The organism is Nocardia sp. NPDC049149, assembly GCF_043197455.1.
Lineage (GTDB): Bacteria > Actinomycetota > Actinomycetes > Mycobacteriales > Mycobacteriaceae > Nocardia.
This window is the reverse complement of record NZ_JBICTD010000001.1, coordinates 819864-833613: the sequence shown is the minus strand read 5'-3', so window position 1 is coordinate 833613 and position 13750 is coordinate 819864. Positions and strand designations below refer to the sequence as shown.

The 13750-nt window shown below is 67.1% G+C and carries 12 protein-coding genes; 4 read left to right on the top strand and 8 right to left on the bottom strand.

Annotated elements, in window-relative coordinates; genetic code table 11:
* The first annotated feature begins 198 nt into the window (after window positions 1-198).
* Complete coding sequence (locus tag ACGFNJ_RS03995) at window positions 199-1098, top strand: polysaccharide deacetylase family protein (protein WP_393443082.1); 900 nt, start codon at window positions 199-201, stop codon at window positions 1096-1098.
* Between the two features lie 21 nt (window positions 1099-1119).
* Complete coding sequence (locus tag ACGFNJ_RS03990) at window positions 1120-1965, top strand: SDR family NAD(P)-dependent oxidoreductase (RefSeq protein ID WP_393443080.1); 846 nt, start codon at window positions 1120-1122, stop codon at window positions 1963-1965.
* Here the strand turns inward: ACGFNJ_RS03990 and ACGFNJ_RS03985 are convergent.
* From ACGFNJ_RS03985 to ACGFNJ_RS03965, 5 genes are all read right to left on the bottom strand, one after another.
* Window positions 1962-2726, bottom strand: a complete 765-nt coding sequence (locus ACGFNJ_RS03985; RefSeq protein WP_393443078.1) for an SDR family NAD(P)-dependent oxidoreductase — start codon at window positions 2724-2726, stop codon at window positions 1962-1964. The two genes, ACGFNJ_RS03990 and ACGFNJ_RS03985, sit on opposite strands and share 4 nt — an antisense overlap.
* Complete coding sequence (locus tag ACGFNJ_RS03980) at window positions 2713-3510, bottom strand: 2OG-Fe(II) oxygenase family protein (protein WP_393443076.1); 798 nt, start codon at window positions 3508-3510, stop codon at window positions 2713-2715. The genes ACGFNJ_RS03985 and ACGFNJ_RS03980 overlap by 14 nt, the downstream gene beginning before the upstream one ends.
* 143 nt (window positions 3511-3653) lie before the next feature.
* On the bottom strand, window positions 3654-5273 hold the full coding sequence (locus ACGFNJ_RS03975; RefSeq protein WP_393443074.1) for a flavin-containing monooxygenase: 1620 nt from the start codon (window positions 5271-5273) through the stop codon (window positions 3654-3656).
* A gap of 15 nt (window positions 5274-5288) precedes the next feature.
* Window positions 5289-6938, bottom strand: a complete 1650-nt coding sequence (locus tag ACGFNJ_RS03970; RefSeq protein ID WP_393443072.1) for a flavin-containing monooxygenase — start codon at window positions 6936-6938, stop codon at window positions 5289-5291.
* Window positions 6939-7056: 118 nt separating this feature from the next.
* A complete protein-coding gene (locus ACGFNJ_RS03965; RefSeq protein WP_393443070.1) occupies window positions 7057-8577 on the bottom strand; it encodes an ABC1 kinase family protein in 1521 nt (506 codons plus the stop codon).
* Between the two features lie 106 nt (window positions 8578-8683).
* On the opposite strand from ACGFNJ_RS03965, the gene ACGFNJ_RS03960 reads away from it, so the two are divergent.
* Window positions 8684-9460 carry a GntR family transcriptional regulator gene (locus ACGFNJ_RS03960; RefSeq protein WP_393443068.1) on the top strand — a complete coding sequence of 259 codons (777 nt, stop codon included), beginning with the start codon at window positions 8684-8686 and terminating at the stop codon, window positions 9458-9460.
* A gap of 149 nt (window positions 9461-9609) precedes the next feature.
* Window positions 9610-10947: an ABC1 kinase family protein gene (locus ACGFNJ_RS03955; RefSeq protein ID WP_393443066.1), complete on the top strand. Its 1338-nt coding sequence runs from the start codon at window positions 9610-9612 to the stop codon at window positions 10945-10947.
* A gap of 30 nt (window positions 10948-10977) precedes the next feature.
* Here the strand turns inward: ACGFNJ_RS03955 and ACGFNJ_RS03950 are convergent, their stop codons facing one another.
* Genes ACGFNJ_RS03950 through ACGFNJ_RS03940 form a run of 3 tightly spaced genes read right to left on the bottom strand, consistent with a single transcriptional unit; the run spans window position 10978 to window position 13647 of the window.
* Entirely contained in the window at window positions 10978-11574 is a 597-nt protein-coding gene (locus ACGFNJ_RS03950) for an SRPBCC family protein (protein ID WP_393443064.1), read from the bottom strand.
* The gene (locus ACGFNJ_RS03945) at window positions 11571-12545 is read right to left on the bottom strand and encodes an SDR family NAD(P)-dependent oxidoreductase (protein WP_393443062.1); all 975 of its coding nucleotides are present in this window, start codon (window positions 12543-12545) and stop codon (window positions 11571-11573) included. The genes ACGFNJ_RS03950 and ACGFNJ_RS03945 overlap by 4 nt, the downstream gene beginning before the upstream one ends.
* 16 nt (window positions 12546-12561) lie before the next feature.
* Window positions 12562-13647, bottom strand: coding sequence for an alpha/beta hydrolase (locus ACGFNJ_RS03940; RefSeq protein ID WP_393443060.1), 1086 nt, complete (start codon window positions 13645-13647; stop codon window positions 12562-12564).
* Window positions 13648-13750: the final 103 nt, after the last annotated feature.

Sequence of the window (13750 nt, the reverse complement as noted above, 5' to 3'; positions counted from 1 at the left end):
GTACTTTCGGATCGAGTTGGAGCTGCGTCGGGCACCCTCGCTCACCTTTCGGTGAGTATGCAGGAGACCGGCGTGCACGATACACACCAACACGCCGCGTCTGTGCTGGCCAAGTCCCCAGCGCTGCGTTGCCGTGTGCGGTATCTCACCCGGCCGATCGTTGTATCTGACATTGGTGTCAGGTTCGACAATGGCGGTATGGACAACGGACTCTATGACTACAGCCCCATTGTCGACCGCGCGCCGATCCGGTTGCCCGATGGTGCTCGGGTCGCTTTTTATGTTGGGCTGAATATCGAGCACTACCAAGTGGATCGGCCTTCGACGAGCATTTTCGCGGGCACCGCCGGACTGACCCCTGACCCGTTGAACTACGGCTGGCGCGACTACGGCCCCCGGGTCGGGTTCTGGCGGGTGCTCGACATTCTCGACCGGCATCACCTCCGCGCCAGCGTGCTGCTCAATTCCGATGTGGTGGAACATAATCCGCAGATCATCACGGCCGGCGTCGCCAGGGACTGGGCGTGGCTGGCACACGGCAAGAACAACTCGATCCTGCAGGCCGACATGTCGATCGAGCAGGAGCGCGACTACCTCACCGAGGTGGTCGACACCATCGAACGGGCCACCGGCACCAGGCCGCGCGGCTGGATGGGACCCGCGCTTTCGGAAACCTTCCACACCCCTGAGCTTTTGGCCGAGCTCGGGCTGAGCTATGTGCTCGACTGGACCAACGACGATCAGCCGTACCGGCTGAACGTGCCCGGCCTGCTCAGCGTTCCGTACAGCGTTGAGCTGAACGACATCTCGCTGTTCGTCGGGAAGGCCACCAGCGGGCCGGATTTCGTGCAGATCGTCAAGGATCAGCTCGATCAGCTGCACGCCGAGTCGGCCGACAGCGGCCGGGTGATGGCGCTGGCGCTGCACCCGTTCGTCATCGGGCAGGCGTTCCGGGCCAAGTATCTGGACCAAGCACTGGAGTACGTGGCGAATTATCCCGGGGTGTGGCTGACCACCACCGACGAGATCGCTGCCCACTTCTCGAGCGCGTCACCACTTGCCGAATCCGCGCAGGCCGAAGACGATCAGGTCAGGTAGGCCAATGCTCAGGAGGCAGGGATGGCTGTGCAGGACCAGGATCTGACAGGCAAGACAGTGGTGCTGACCGGGGCGAGTTCCGGCATCGGCGCGGTGGCGGCGGCGACCTTGGGGGCGCGCGGCGCCACCGTCGCGGTGGTCGGTCGTGACCCGGAGCGCACCGCCGAGGTGGCCGCCAAGGCGGGCGGCGAGCCGTTCCTCGCCGATTTCGCCCGCTTCGACGAGGTGCGCAAACTCGCCGACCAGCTGCTCGATCGCTATCCGCGGATCGACGTGCTGGCCAACAACGCGGGCGGCTCATGGCCCAAGCGCACCGCCACCGCCGACGGCAACGAGCTGACCTTCCAGGTCAACCACCTGTCCCCGTTCCTGCTGACCACCCTGCTCCTCGACCGGCTCGTCCAGTCGCAGGCGCGCGTGATCAACACCGCCAGCGTGACGTACCGGATGGCCAAGCTGAATCTCGACACCGTCAACGCGACGACCGGCTCGTTCAACCAGATGGGCGCCTACGCCGCGTCCAAGCTGGCCAACATCGTGTTCACCAGGGAGCTGGCCAGGCGCACCGAGGGCACCGGATTGGTCACTGCCGCTTTCCATCCCGGCGCGGTCGCCACCCACGTCTACGACAACGCGCCGTTCGGACTCGGCACGCTCATCCGGTCCCCGCTGAGCAGGCCGTTCTTCATCAGGCCCGAAAAGGGCTCGGAACCGTTGGTGCACTTGGCGACCACGGACGAGCCGATCAACGGACAGTACTTCCACCGGACGAAGCTGGAACAGCCGAGCGTCAAGCAGGCGGTGGATCCTGCTTTCGCTCAACAGTTGTGGGAGATGTCCGAGCAGGTCACCGGCGCACCACGTTAGTGCTCGGCGTCGGCGAGTCGGGCGTCTGCCGCGGCGTCCGGCTCCACACCGACGCCGAACACGCCACCGGTCAGCGTGCTCTGATCGAGCTCGATGATCGACTGCGCGACCTGCTCGGTCGGCACCAGCGCAGGGAAGGTGGTCGGCGCGATGGCATTCGCGCGCACCCCGAACTCCGCGAACTCCTCGGCGATGCTTCTGGTCAGATGGTTCAGCGCTGCCTTCGACGCCGAGTACATCGCCTGACCCGGATACACCTCGGTGCCGGAAATGCTGGAGACGTTCACGATATTCCGGTTCGCTGCCCGGTTCTGCGGCCCGGCCTGCATCCAGAACCGCTGCGCCAGCCTAGCCGAGAAACGCAGTGGCACTGCGACATTGAGCTGGAAATGCGGATCGAACGCGTCGAGCGCGGCGTCACCGTCGACGATCCCGCGCGGGTGCAGCTGCACATGGGCGGCATTGTTGACCAGCAGATCGACGCGCCCGTAGCGGGCGAGTGCGAGATCGACCACCCGCTCCACCTCGCCGGGCTCGGCGAGGTCGGCCCTGATCACGAACACCCGCGAATCGTTCTCGGGGAGCGGCTGTTCCGGCGCGAGCGGATCGACGTACCACTCCAGCTGCGACGGCACCGCGGGCGTGCGGGTGCGGCACACCGCGACGATGTCGTAGTCGGTGTAGTAGGTGCGGCAGAAGAGGTCACCCAGGGTGCCGCTCGCGCCCGTGAGTAGACAGACCCTGCGTTCACCAGTAGACAATGCGGTCTCCTCCGAAGCGGTCGACGGCCTCGGCCTTGGTCCGATGCACCCACATCACGATGCTGTTGCGGTCCTTGGTGTTGCCGCCCGCGAAGGTATGCCATGTCCGCGGCGTGACCTCGAACAGGATCAGCGAATTGTTCAGTGGCGGAATGAGAGTGAGCTGCGGCGCCCGCCCGTTCTCGCCGAGGTGGTCGTAGAGCGCGGTCTCGCCGCCGTCACCGTGCTGCCAGTCGGGATTGCCGAAATAGAACAGCACCGCAACGGCGCGCACCGTCGCGCGCGCGACGACGCCGTCCGCGCGGTGACCGGTCTTGATGTCCACGGCGCCGCCCGGTAGTCGCACCTCGTCGGGGCCCGGCGGTTCGCCGGGAAACCAGGCAGGGTTGAGGTCGTTGTGCGGCCAGCCGTAGGGCGCGCCGGGCGCATGGTGGTGCACTGATCCCTCGACGTCGCCGGTCGCGGTGACGCCTGCGATCCCGGCGACGAGGTCGTGCCATGGGCGGGAGGCGAACACGGCGAGGGCGCTGTCCTTCGGCACGTCGGTCAGCCGCACGCCGTCGGCGCTGTAGTTCGCCGCCACCTTGCCGAACAGGCCGGGGGATTCCGCGCGGAGCCTGGCCAGGTCGTCGGTGAGCCGCTGATAGAACTCGGGAACGAACACGTCCCTGGCATACACGTGCGGGAACGGTTGCGTGCGGTGTACCCAGCGCCGATGGGCGAACAGGTCCGCGAACTCCTTGGCCGTCGTTTGCGCCTCCAGCACCGACTCGGCTGTCACCATCACTCCCTCGCGGTCGAACCACTCGCGATCATATTGCCCGCCGCGCGCCCGCGCTGGCGGGAGTTCGCGGCGGGCGGCCGGTCAGGAGGTGGACGGAGTTTCCGGCACCCCCGGATGCCGGGGGATCCGCGACCGATCGAGGGTCAGGCGGTGATGGTCGTCGTGCGTGGTGCCTTGCCGTTCGACTTCGCAGGGACGACGGCGGGAGCGGTGCCGAGCACGCCGTATTCGTAGTCGTCGAGCGGGAACTTGCGGTTGCCGCGGCGCGCCTCGTAGAAGCCGGACGGCCGCACATAGGTGGTGTCGCCCTGGGAGTTCCGGTAGTAGGTCGGCACGTGGCCGTTCAACTCGGCCAGATAGAAGCGCAGCGCCGCGGCCTTGCGGTGGATGCGTCGGTGGTAGGCCTCGTGCACCGACTGCCGCACCGCCATCATCGACGCCTTCCTGCGCCGCGCCTCGGTGATCGCGCGCACCGCGTGGTCGGCCGTCATCTCGACGAACGCGTGCCAGCCGCTACCGGTCCACGAATACGGCCCGACCAGCATCCACCAGTTCGGCAGGTCGGGCAGCGCCACGCTCTGATATGCCTGTAGGCCGTGCTCGGTGAAGAACGTGCTCAGGTCGAATCCGTCGCGGCCGAGGATGGCGCCGGGGCGGTAGGACTCCGGGTCGGAGAACACCTCGTAGCCGGTGGCGAGGACGATCATGTCGAACCGGTGCTCGACGCCGTCGGCAGTTTCGATGCCCGCCTCGGTGATTCGGGCGATCGGGGTGGTGATCAGCTCGACGTTGTCCCGATTGAAGGCGAAGGTGTAGTTGGACATGGTGGGGCGCTTGGCAATCGGGCCGTAATTCGGGGTGAGCGCGGCCGCGGTCGCCGGATCCTTGACCACCCAGCGCAGGTAGCGTCGGTAGGCCGCGATCGCCACCGCGTCCACCGAACGCAGTGCTGGTTTCGCCAACCACAGCGGCGCGGACACACCGGCCCGCAGGGTGAGGTCGACGGCGACGAGCACCGCGGTGTTGATCCCCGCCTGCACGCCGGGCACGCGCAGGACGGCCTGCACCGCGGGCGGCACCGCGTAGTCGGGCTTGGGCACCGACCAGACCGGAGTCCGTTGGAACACTGCGAGTTCGGCGACCTGCGGCGCCAGCGACGGCACGATCTGCACCGAGCTCGCGCCGGTGCCGATCACCGCGACGCGCTTGCCCGTGTAGTCGTAGTCCGCGTCCCAATCGCTGGGCCGCTGCACTTTTCCGGTGTAGGAGGCCAGACCGGGGATGCCGGGATCGGCCTTCGGGTTGATGAAGGCGCCGACCGCGCTGATCACGAAACGCGCGGTGACCACGGTGCCGTCGGCGGCGAACAGCTGCCACACGTGCCGCTGCTCGTCCCAGACCTGTTTGACGATGTCGACGCCGAAGCGCAGGTGCGGGTACAGGCCGAACCGCTTCGCCACGTCGACGTGATACGCCTTCACCTCGGGGCCGCGCGGAAAGAACCTGGTCCAGTTGGGGTTTCGCGCGAACGAGTACTGGTAGGTGAGCGCGGGCACATCGACGCTCAGCCCGGGGTAGCGGTTCTCGTGCCAGCTGCCGCCGACCTCGTCGGCACGCTCGAGGAGGGCGAAGTTCGCGACGCCCGCCTGCTGTAACTTCACGCCCGCCGCGATACCGCCCGGCCCGGCGCCGATCACGACCACCTCGTGGTCGTATGGCGCCGAACCCTGGTCGGAATCAGAGGCTTTCGAGGGAACTACCACGGGCCTAATCCTCTCCTAGGTGCGGACGCTCAACCTGCGGGTGCGGAAGAACTCGGCCAGGTCGTCGTTGGTGAACGACGCAGGCCGGACTTCGTCGAGCTCGCCGGTGTGCACCACGCCCGTCCGGCCGGGCAGCTGCGTGAACGAGTAGTGGTTGAACGGGAAATGCTTGTTGCCCCACCACATTTCGAGGTGGGTGCTGGGCCGGATGGCGGCCGGGTCGCCCTGGTAGTTGACGTAGTAGGTATTGGAACCTTCGCAGGCATCCGACAGCCACATCGTCTTCGATCCCCGCCGCATGCACTGCGCGTAGTAGGCGTCGTGTGGCTCCTGTTTGATCTCCACCGCGGTGGCGCCGCGCCTGCGCGCCTCCTTGATCGCGCGGGCGGCATGCCTGCTGGTGCACTCGATCATCGCGAGGTAGGAGCCCGCCGCGAAGCCGTACGGCCCGGTGATCATGAACAGATTCGGGAACTTCGGGATGGTCACCCCCTGATACGCCTGGTAGTGGTGGCGATCCCAGAACTCGCCGAGATCGAGACCGTCGCGCCCGATCAGCGGATACGGCGGCGTGTAGCCCTTGTCCATCACCCGGAATCCGGTGGCGCACACCAGAACATCGGCCTTGCGCAGCACCCCGTCCGCGGTGACGATGCCGGTCTTGGTGATCTTCTTTATCGGATCGGTGACGAGCTCGACATGGTCCTTGGTGAACGTGCGCAGGTAGCGGTTCGACACCGACGGCCGCTTGCAGCCGGGCGCGTACTCCGGCGTCAACCGTTGCGCCAGTTCAGGATCGTCGGGCAGCTGGGCGCGATACATTGCGCCTCCGCCGCGTTGGGCGAGCTTGACCAGGCCGGGGATCCGGCTGTGGAACACCCCGACGCCGGAGATGCCGAAGTCGATGCCGAGCGTCACCGCCGCGCGCAGGGCCCGGCGCAGCGGGCCGACATTGACCATCAGATCCTTGGCGATGGCCGGAATCGGGAAGTCCGGCTTCGGCGCCACCCAGATCGGACGGCGTTGGAACACCGTGAGCTGCGCGGCGATATCGGCCATTTCCGGAATCAGTTGCAGCGCGGTCGCACCGGTGCCGATGACCGCGATCCGCTTGCCCGTGTAGTCGTAGTCGTGATCCCACTGCGCGGTGTGCACGATCTTGCCGCCGAAGCTGTCGATGCCCTCGATCTCGGGCATCTTCGGCACTTCGAGACCGCCGACCGCGCCGACGACGAACCGCGAGCTCACCTCCTGGCCGGTGTCGAGTTTGCCGCGCCACAGGTGGTTGGTTTCGTCCCACTCGCCACCGACCACCTTGGTGTTCAACAGGATTCGCGGCCGCAGCCCGTACTTGTCGACCACCTGGTCGGCGTACTGCTTCACCTCGGCGCCCGGCGCGAACATGCGCGACCACACCTTCGGCGGCTCGTAGGAGAAGCTGTAGTAGACCGACGGAATATCCACCGCCACACCGGGATAGGTGTTGGCCTGCCAGGTGCCGCCGATATCGCTGTTCTTGTCGATGATCAGGAAGTTGTGAATGCCCGCCTTGCGGAGTTCGACGCCCATCCCGATGCCGCCGAAGCCGGCACCGATGACGACGACCTCGAAATCGGGTTGCTCGACCGAACGTGAATGCGCCGCCTGCGCAGGTGCTGTCGACACGATTACCTCCGTTGGTAGTGCTCTACCGACGGTATCACTGTCTGGGACACCATGCCATAGGTGACCTGGCATGCCGAAGTGGCCGCCCGGCATGCCTGCGGCCACCTCGGAATATGGTTCAGCTGACGGACATCTCGCGGTTCGCCACCGCGGCGCGTCGCTGTCGCACCGCTGCCAGATCCACCGGTTCCTGCACCTCGGACTCATCCGCATCGGCCGGATCGATCGCCTCAGCCGGAACGATCGCGCCGAGGGTTTCGGCAAGCACCGGCAACCACCGCAGGACCTCGTCGCGGTAAGGGCCCTCGGTCTCCAGTTGGCTCAGCACACCCGCCAGCGTCAGTGCCGCACGGGCGAACGGGGTGAAGTACGGCGGCATCGTCATCTCCCGCACCACATTCGACAGCCGAGGATTCGTGGTGCGCCGTACTTGCCTGCGCAGCCACGGGGTGGTCAGCCGATACGTCGAGTGCTTGAAGGGCTCGCTGCACGGTTCGACCGCCGCATAGAGCGCCTCGATATCGAATGCGCGTCCGGACTCGACGAAACCGTGCCGCCGAGTCGCGGCCGCCAGCTCGGTCGGCCCGCCCTCGAAGAAGGCCTTGCAGTAGTCGATGGCCAGCTCCTGGAAACCCTCCGGCGGCCAGTCGCAGCAAGCCCCGAAGTCGACCACCCCGAGCCGCCCGTCCGGCAGCACCCGGAAATTGCCGGGGTGCGGATCGGCGTAGAGCAACCCGTGCCGCCCCCACCCCGAGGTGACGAACCGCAGCATCAGCATGCCGACCCGATCCCGCTCGGCTTGCGCGCCCGCGGCCACGATGCGGGTGACCGGCGTGCCCTCGACCCACTCGGTGATCAACACGTCGCCGCGCTGCGCGACCACCGCGGGCACATAGAAATCCGGGTCGTCGGCGTAGGCCGCCGCGAAGGTGCGCTGGTATTCGGCTTCGGCCGCGTAATCGAGTTCGGCGCTGACGCAGTCACAGATCGCCTCGGTGACCGCCTTGACGTCGGCGCCGGGCAGAAAAACGGTGGCAAGATGCGAGATCCGGCGCAACTGCTCGAGGTCGGCCGCGACGGATTGGCGGCCGCCGGGGTACATCACCTTGACTGCGACCTGCCTGCCGTCGTGCCACACCGCGCGGTGCACCTGGCCGAGCGAGGCCGCGGCCGCGCGGCGGTCGTCGAATTCCTGGAAGTGCCACCGCCAGTCCTCGCCCATGCTGGCCGCGATGGCCGCGTGCACGGTCTTCGGCAGCATCGCCGGCGCCGAATCCTGCAGCCTGCTCAAGGCGATTCGATAGGGTTCGGCGAGTTCCTGCGGCAACCCGAGTTCGTAAATGGCAAGCAGCTGACCGAGTTTCGCGGCGCAGCCCTTCAGCTCGCCGAGCACCTCGAACATGTGCTGAGCGGTCCGCAATTGGATGTCGCGATTGACTTCTTCGGACGACCTGCCCAATGCGCGTTTACCGAGACCCGCGGCCCGCCGTCCGGCGAAGGCCACCGGCAGCGCAGCGAGTTTGGCATTGCGAATAGCACCGCGAACTGGAGGTTTGCCATCGGAGCGAGACGCGAACAGCCGTGCACGTTCGCTAGCGGAACCCTCGTCGGCACCTTCGCCGATGCGCCGGATGCTCATGACTCACCTCACACTGTGCGCGGACCAGTGTTGCACACGTGCAGTCTGGCACAGTAGGGCTTAGACTGTCTGGGACGTAAACGAACGTAGTCGAAAGGTGACTTCGATGGGATCCCAGACGGTAGTCGCCGACGTTGCCGATGAATTGGCGCGCCGGGTTGCCGCGGGGGAGTATCAGCCGGGGGATCTCATGCCGTCTGTTCGCCAGGTCGCCGAGGAGTTCGAGATGAACCGGGCGACCGCGCAACTGACGCTGGGACGGCTGGAGACGAACGGATTCGTCGAAGCGCGCCGCGGCAAGGGCTTCACCATCCGCGATGTGCGCGAGGCGGGCGGTGTCGATGTGTACCGCCAGCTGTTCCGCTTCTCGATTCCCATGCCCGACATCGCGATCGAGATGTTCCGCGACATCGTCGACGTCGAGCGCGGCATCGTGATGGAGACGCTGCTCGCCTACACCAGCAGCGTGCACGACGTGGATCAGGCCGTGCTCAAGGCCGAGATCGACAAGCTCGAAACGCTTGCCAGGCAGGATGATCCGGATCTGCGCGAGATCTTGGCGATCGAGGTCGGACTGGTCCGCAGGCTGCTCACCGCGCTCGGACTCACCATGCAGCGGGCCATCCTGAACTCGATCGGCGAGATGGTGCTCGAGGTGCCGGAGGCGGTCGACGCGTTCTTCGCGGGCGCGCCGGACCTGCACGTGCTCGTCTGGCGGGCGCTCGCCGCGGTGTGGGATTCGGGTTCCGGGCCGTCGGACGCGCAGGTGGCGCTGTTCGAGGACTTATTCGGGATGTACCACGAGAAGGTGTTGCTTCGCTTCGACGAGTTGGTCGGCGGCACAGAAGAACAGGCCGACGGCGGGCACGCTGCCAGCGCCTGACGGTTCCCGGCATACACTCAGCAACTCGATTCGGCCCCGCCGCGGGCGCCCGTGCTGTGCACTGAAACGGCCCTAGTCGTGCGCGTTACCGATTGACCCTCTGTCTCAGACAGAATAGGGTGGTTGGCACGCAGCGAAGCGAGGTAACCATGGCAGGCAGCAGGCGTAAGGGATTGGCCAGGTCCGCGAAATTGGCAGGGTTGCCGATGAGCATCATGGCCCGCCGGGTCACCGCGACCGGTCGCGCGATGATGACCGGCGCCTCGCGCGGCGATCTCGATGACGAACTCATCGACAAGGCGGCCGACCAGGTGTTCGCGGTGCTCGGCGAACTCAAGGGCGGCGCGATGAAACTCGGCCAGGCATTGAGCGTCGCCGAGGCCAGCATCCCGCCCCGCTTCGCCGACCGCTATCGGGAGGCGCTCACCAGGCTGCAATCCCAGGCGCCGCCGATGCCGACCAGCTCCGTGCATCGCATGCTCGCCGAGCAACTCGGCACCCGCTGGCGCGAGCGCTTCACCACCTTCGACGACACACCGATCGCGGCGGCCAGCATCGGCCAGGTGCATCGCGCGGTGTGGCGGGACGGGCGCACCGTCGCGGTGAAGGTGCAGTATCCAGGCGCGGACACCGCGCTCATGTCGGATCTGAAGATGCTCCAGATGTTCTCCGGCGCTTTCGGTCTCATGATGCCCGGCGCGGACACCAAGGCGTTGATCGCCGAGTTCATCGACCGCACCGCCGACGAGCTCGACTATCGGATCGAGGCGGATCACCAGCGCCGCTTCGCCAAGGTCTTCGCGGGCGATCCGGCCTTCGAGGTGCCGAGGGTGATCGCGAGTGCGCCGAAAGTCCTTGTCTCGGAATGGCTGCAGGCCACACCGCTGGCCACGATCATCGCAGGCGGCACCAAGGCGCAGCGCGACCGGGCAGGCCACCTGCTCATCGAATTCTCGCTGTCCGCGCCGGTGCGGGTCGGCTATCTGCACTGCGATCCGCATCCTGGCAACTTCCAGTTGCTCGACGACGGGCGACTCGGGGTCATCGACTTCGGCGCGTCGATCGCGTTGCCCAGCGGGATCCCGTCGGTAATCGGCGAACTCGCGCGCTGTGCCATGGACGAGGACTACGACCACCTGGTCACTGTGCTGCAGGACAACGGATTCGTGCGCCAGGGTCACGCCTTGGATCTCGGTCCGATCGAGCGGCTGGTCACGCCGATTGTCGCCCAACTCCGTGGCGAGAACGTGCACATCAGCCGAGAGTTGTTGCAGGGACACACCGCTCGCGCCCTCGAGAAGCGCAACATCTCGCTGACCAACAGCAAGGCGGTCAAGGCGCCCACCGAGATTCCGGAACTGGCGATGCTCGGCCGGGTGTTCGCCGGCGTCATCGGGGTCTGCGCACAGCTCGATGCCGAGGGACCGTTCGTCGAGCTGGTCAGCCGCTGGCTTCCCGGTTTCGCCGAGGACGGCGAGGCCGCATAACCGCCGCTGGGGGGCGGTTATGCGGGACGCCTAGATCCGGGTGCCGAGCCCGCGCAGGCTCCAGCGGGCGATGGGGCGCGCGAGGGGCGCGAAGATCTGCAGCGGAAGGAGGCCGCCGAAGCGGGGATGCACGGCCAGCGTCCAGGTGAGAGTGGTTGCGCCGGCGTCGGTGGGGGTCAGCACGTACTCCTCGGCGATCGACTTCATGACGAAGGGCACCGAGGACTTGGTCGCGGTGAGCGCGATGCGGCGGCCCTCGTCCCTGGCGACTACCTCCTCGACACCGGCGACCAGGGTCCCGTCGAAGACCCGGGTGGCGCCGACACCGCGGTCGCCGTTCGGGTAGCGCATGCCGTTGACCAGGGGCAACCACGAGTAGAGGCCGTTGGTGTCCAGGGCGGCCCATACCTGCTCCGGCGTGGCGTCGAAGGTGTGCTCGACGGTGACGACGAGAGCTGCCTTGTCCTCGACGAATCCGCGCATCTTCGCGGCGCGGATCGGCGTGAGCCGGTGCCCGCCGCCCGCGAGCAGCGCCTTGGTCCAGCGGCGCGCAACAATCAGCGCCACCAGCCCGGCAAGGCCGCCGACGACGAGTACGACGGCGGCGATGATGAGCAACGTGGTCATCCGTGCACTCCAGGGGTGGTGGTTTGGCCTTCTGCGGGCGGGGCCCAATAGGTTTGCAGCCCTTCGCGACTCGGCATCCGCTCGACTGCGCGTCTGGCGGAGTCCAGTGCTCCCGGTCGATCGATCAGCAACCGGGCGACGCGTTCGAGTTCGGGCCCGGTGATGATCCGCATGGCGGTGCGCGTGGTGCGGGGGAGCGCCCGCGCGATGCGGTAACCCAACCACGACTCCGGCCGCAGCGTCATGACCGCCTCGTTCCTGCCAATCGCCGCGACGATCTTGTGGCCCGCCTTGTCCGGATGCATCCCGAGCATCGTCATGCCCTTGGTGACGCCCTGCTTGCCGATCTCGACCTGCTCCGCGGTGACCGACGAGACCGCCGCTGTCGCAGCGAGATTCGTGGCGATCAGCCCGGGACACACCACCGTCACGCCGATCTTGTGTCCGGCGAACTCGGCTCGCAGTGTCTCGCTGAAATGCTTCACCCCGGCTTTGCCGATGCTGTACGGGGTGGCGAGCCGAGCAGGGGCGAAGGCCGCCATGGAGGAAATATTCACCAGGTGGCCGCCTGCGCCGCGCGCCACCATCTGCGCGCCGAAGATGCGGCAGCCGTGGATCATCGCCATCATGTTGATGTCGATGATGCGGCGCAGATCGTCGAGCGGAACCTCCAAAAAGGGCCCGCCGACCAGGATTCCGGCATTGTTGACCACCACGTCGGGCACGCCGTGGTTGTCCTTGACGTACCGCCCGAAGGTCTCCAATGCTTCAGTGTCGGAGACATCGAGGGCATAAGGAAAGGCCAGCCCGCCCGCCGAACGAATCAGTGCCACCGTCTCTTTCGCGGTCGCGAGGTTGATGTCGGCGACGATCACCTCGGCGCCGAGCTCGGCGAGCGCCTTCGCGGTGCCGCGGCCGATGCCGCTGCCCGCCCCGGTGACCACGGCCAGGCCTGGATAGAAGTTCGTCATCGGGCGCTCCTCGAGTTCATGCCGCCGCGCTGCCGCGGAACAACCGCCGCAGCCTGCCGCGATAGGCGGTGGCGCTGCCGTTCAGCAGCTGTTGATGGAAGGCGCCGATCTCCCGGAAGGCGGCACGGCCCTCCGGCAGCAGGTCGGCGCCCGCGACGAAGACATGGGCCTGCCGGTCCCAGATCTGCAGCCTGCACACGACATTCGCTTGGTGGCAGCGGTCGGCGAGCTGTTCGGCGTCGGCGAGCAGCACCTCGGTCGAACCGACGAGGATGAGCACCGGTGGCAGCCCGGTGAAGTCGTGGTTGACCGGCGACCAGGCCGGATCGAGTTTGCCGTCGACGTGAAATCCTCTGCGCACGACCAGATCCAGGCCACGGACCGGAATGACCGGGTCGCGGCGGGCATTCGGGTGCACCCGCTTGCTTGTGGTGTCGAGATCGGCCCACGGCGCCACCGCGGTGATGCCGCCCGGCATCGGCAGTCCCGCGTCGCGCGCGGCGAGCGTCACGCTGAAGGCGAGCCCGCCGCCCGCCGAATCGCCCGCGACGATGATCCGCTCACCGGGGAAGCCGCGACTCAGCAGGTATCGATAGGCGGCGACACCGTCGGCGATGCTGTCGGTGATATGTGCCTGCGGCAGTTGGCGATACGCGACATTGAGCACCGGCGTGCCGCTCGCCCGCGCGAGGCGCGAGACGATCCGGCGGTGCGTGCGCAGCCCGCACGCGATGAATCCGCCACCGTGGAAGTAGAGGATCGCACTGTCGGTGCGCATGCCTGGGTCGGCGGTGTCGCGATGCCAGACCCATTCGCCGTGGAATCCGTCGAACAGCACCGGCCTGCGCCGAGTGCCCGCGACCGCGACAAGGGCGGCGGCGGGCGCATCGATCCCGTTGCTGATCGCGAAGATCCGCTTGTCTCTGATCGGCCCGTATTCGCCGGCCATGGTCACGGTTTCGAGGGCGGCGCGCACGGTGGCGAACAGCAGTGGGTGGATCAGACGGGCGATGGGGCTGGCTCGGTTCGGGATTTCCACCGTGACGCTGGAGCGGGGCGAGGCCACCGGCAGTTCCGCCGCGGGGGCGTTGATTGCGGTCATACGCGGGTCCTCCAGGCGCAAATCCCGTGCGCGCTTCGGCTTTGGGCGCGCCTGAAGCAGTATATACTGTCTCAGACAGCGAGCGTAAGCCCGCTGGTTGATC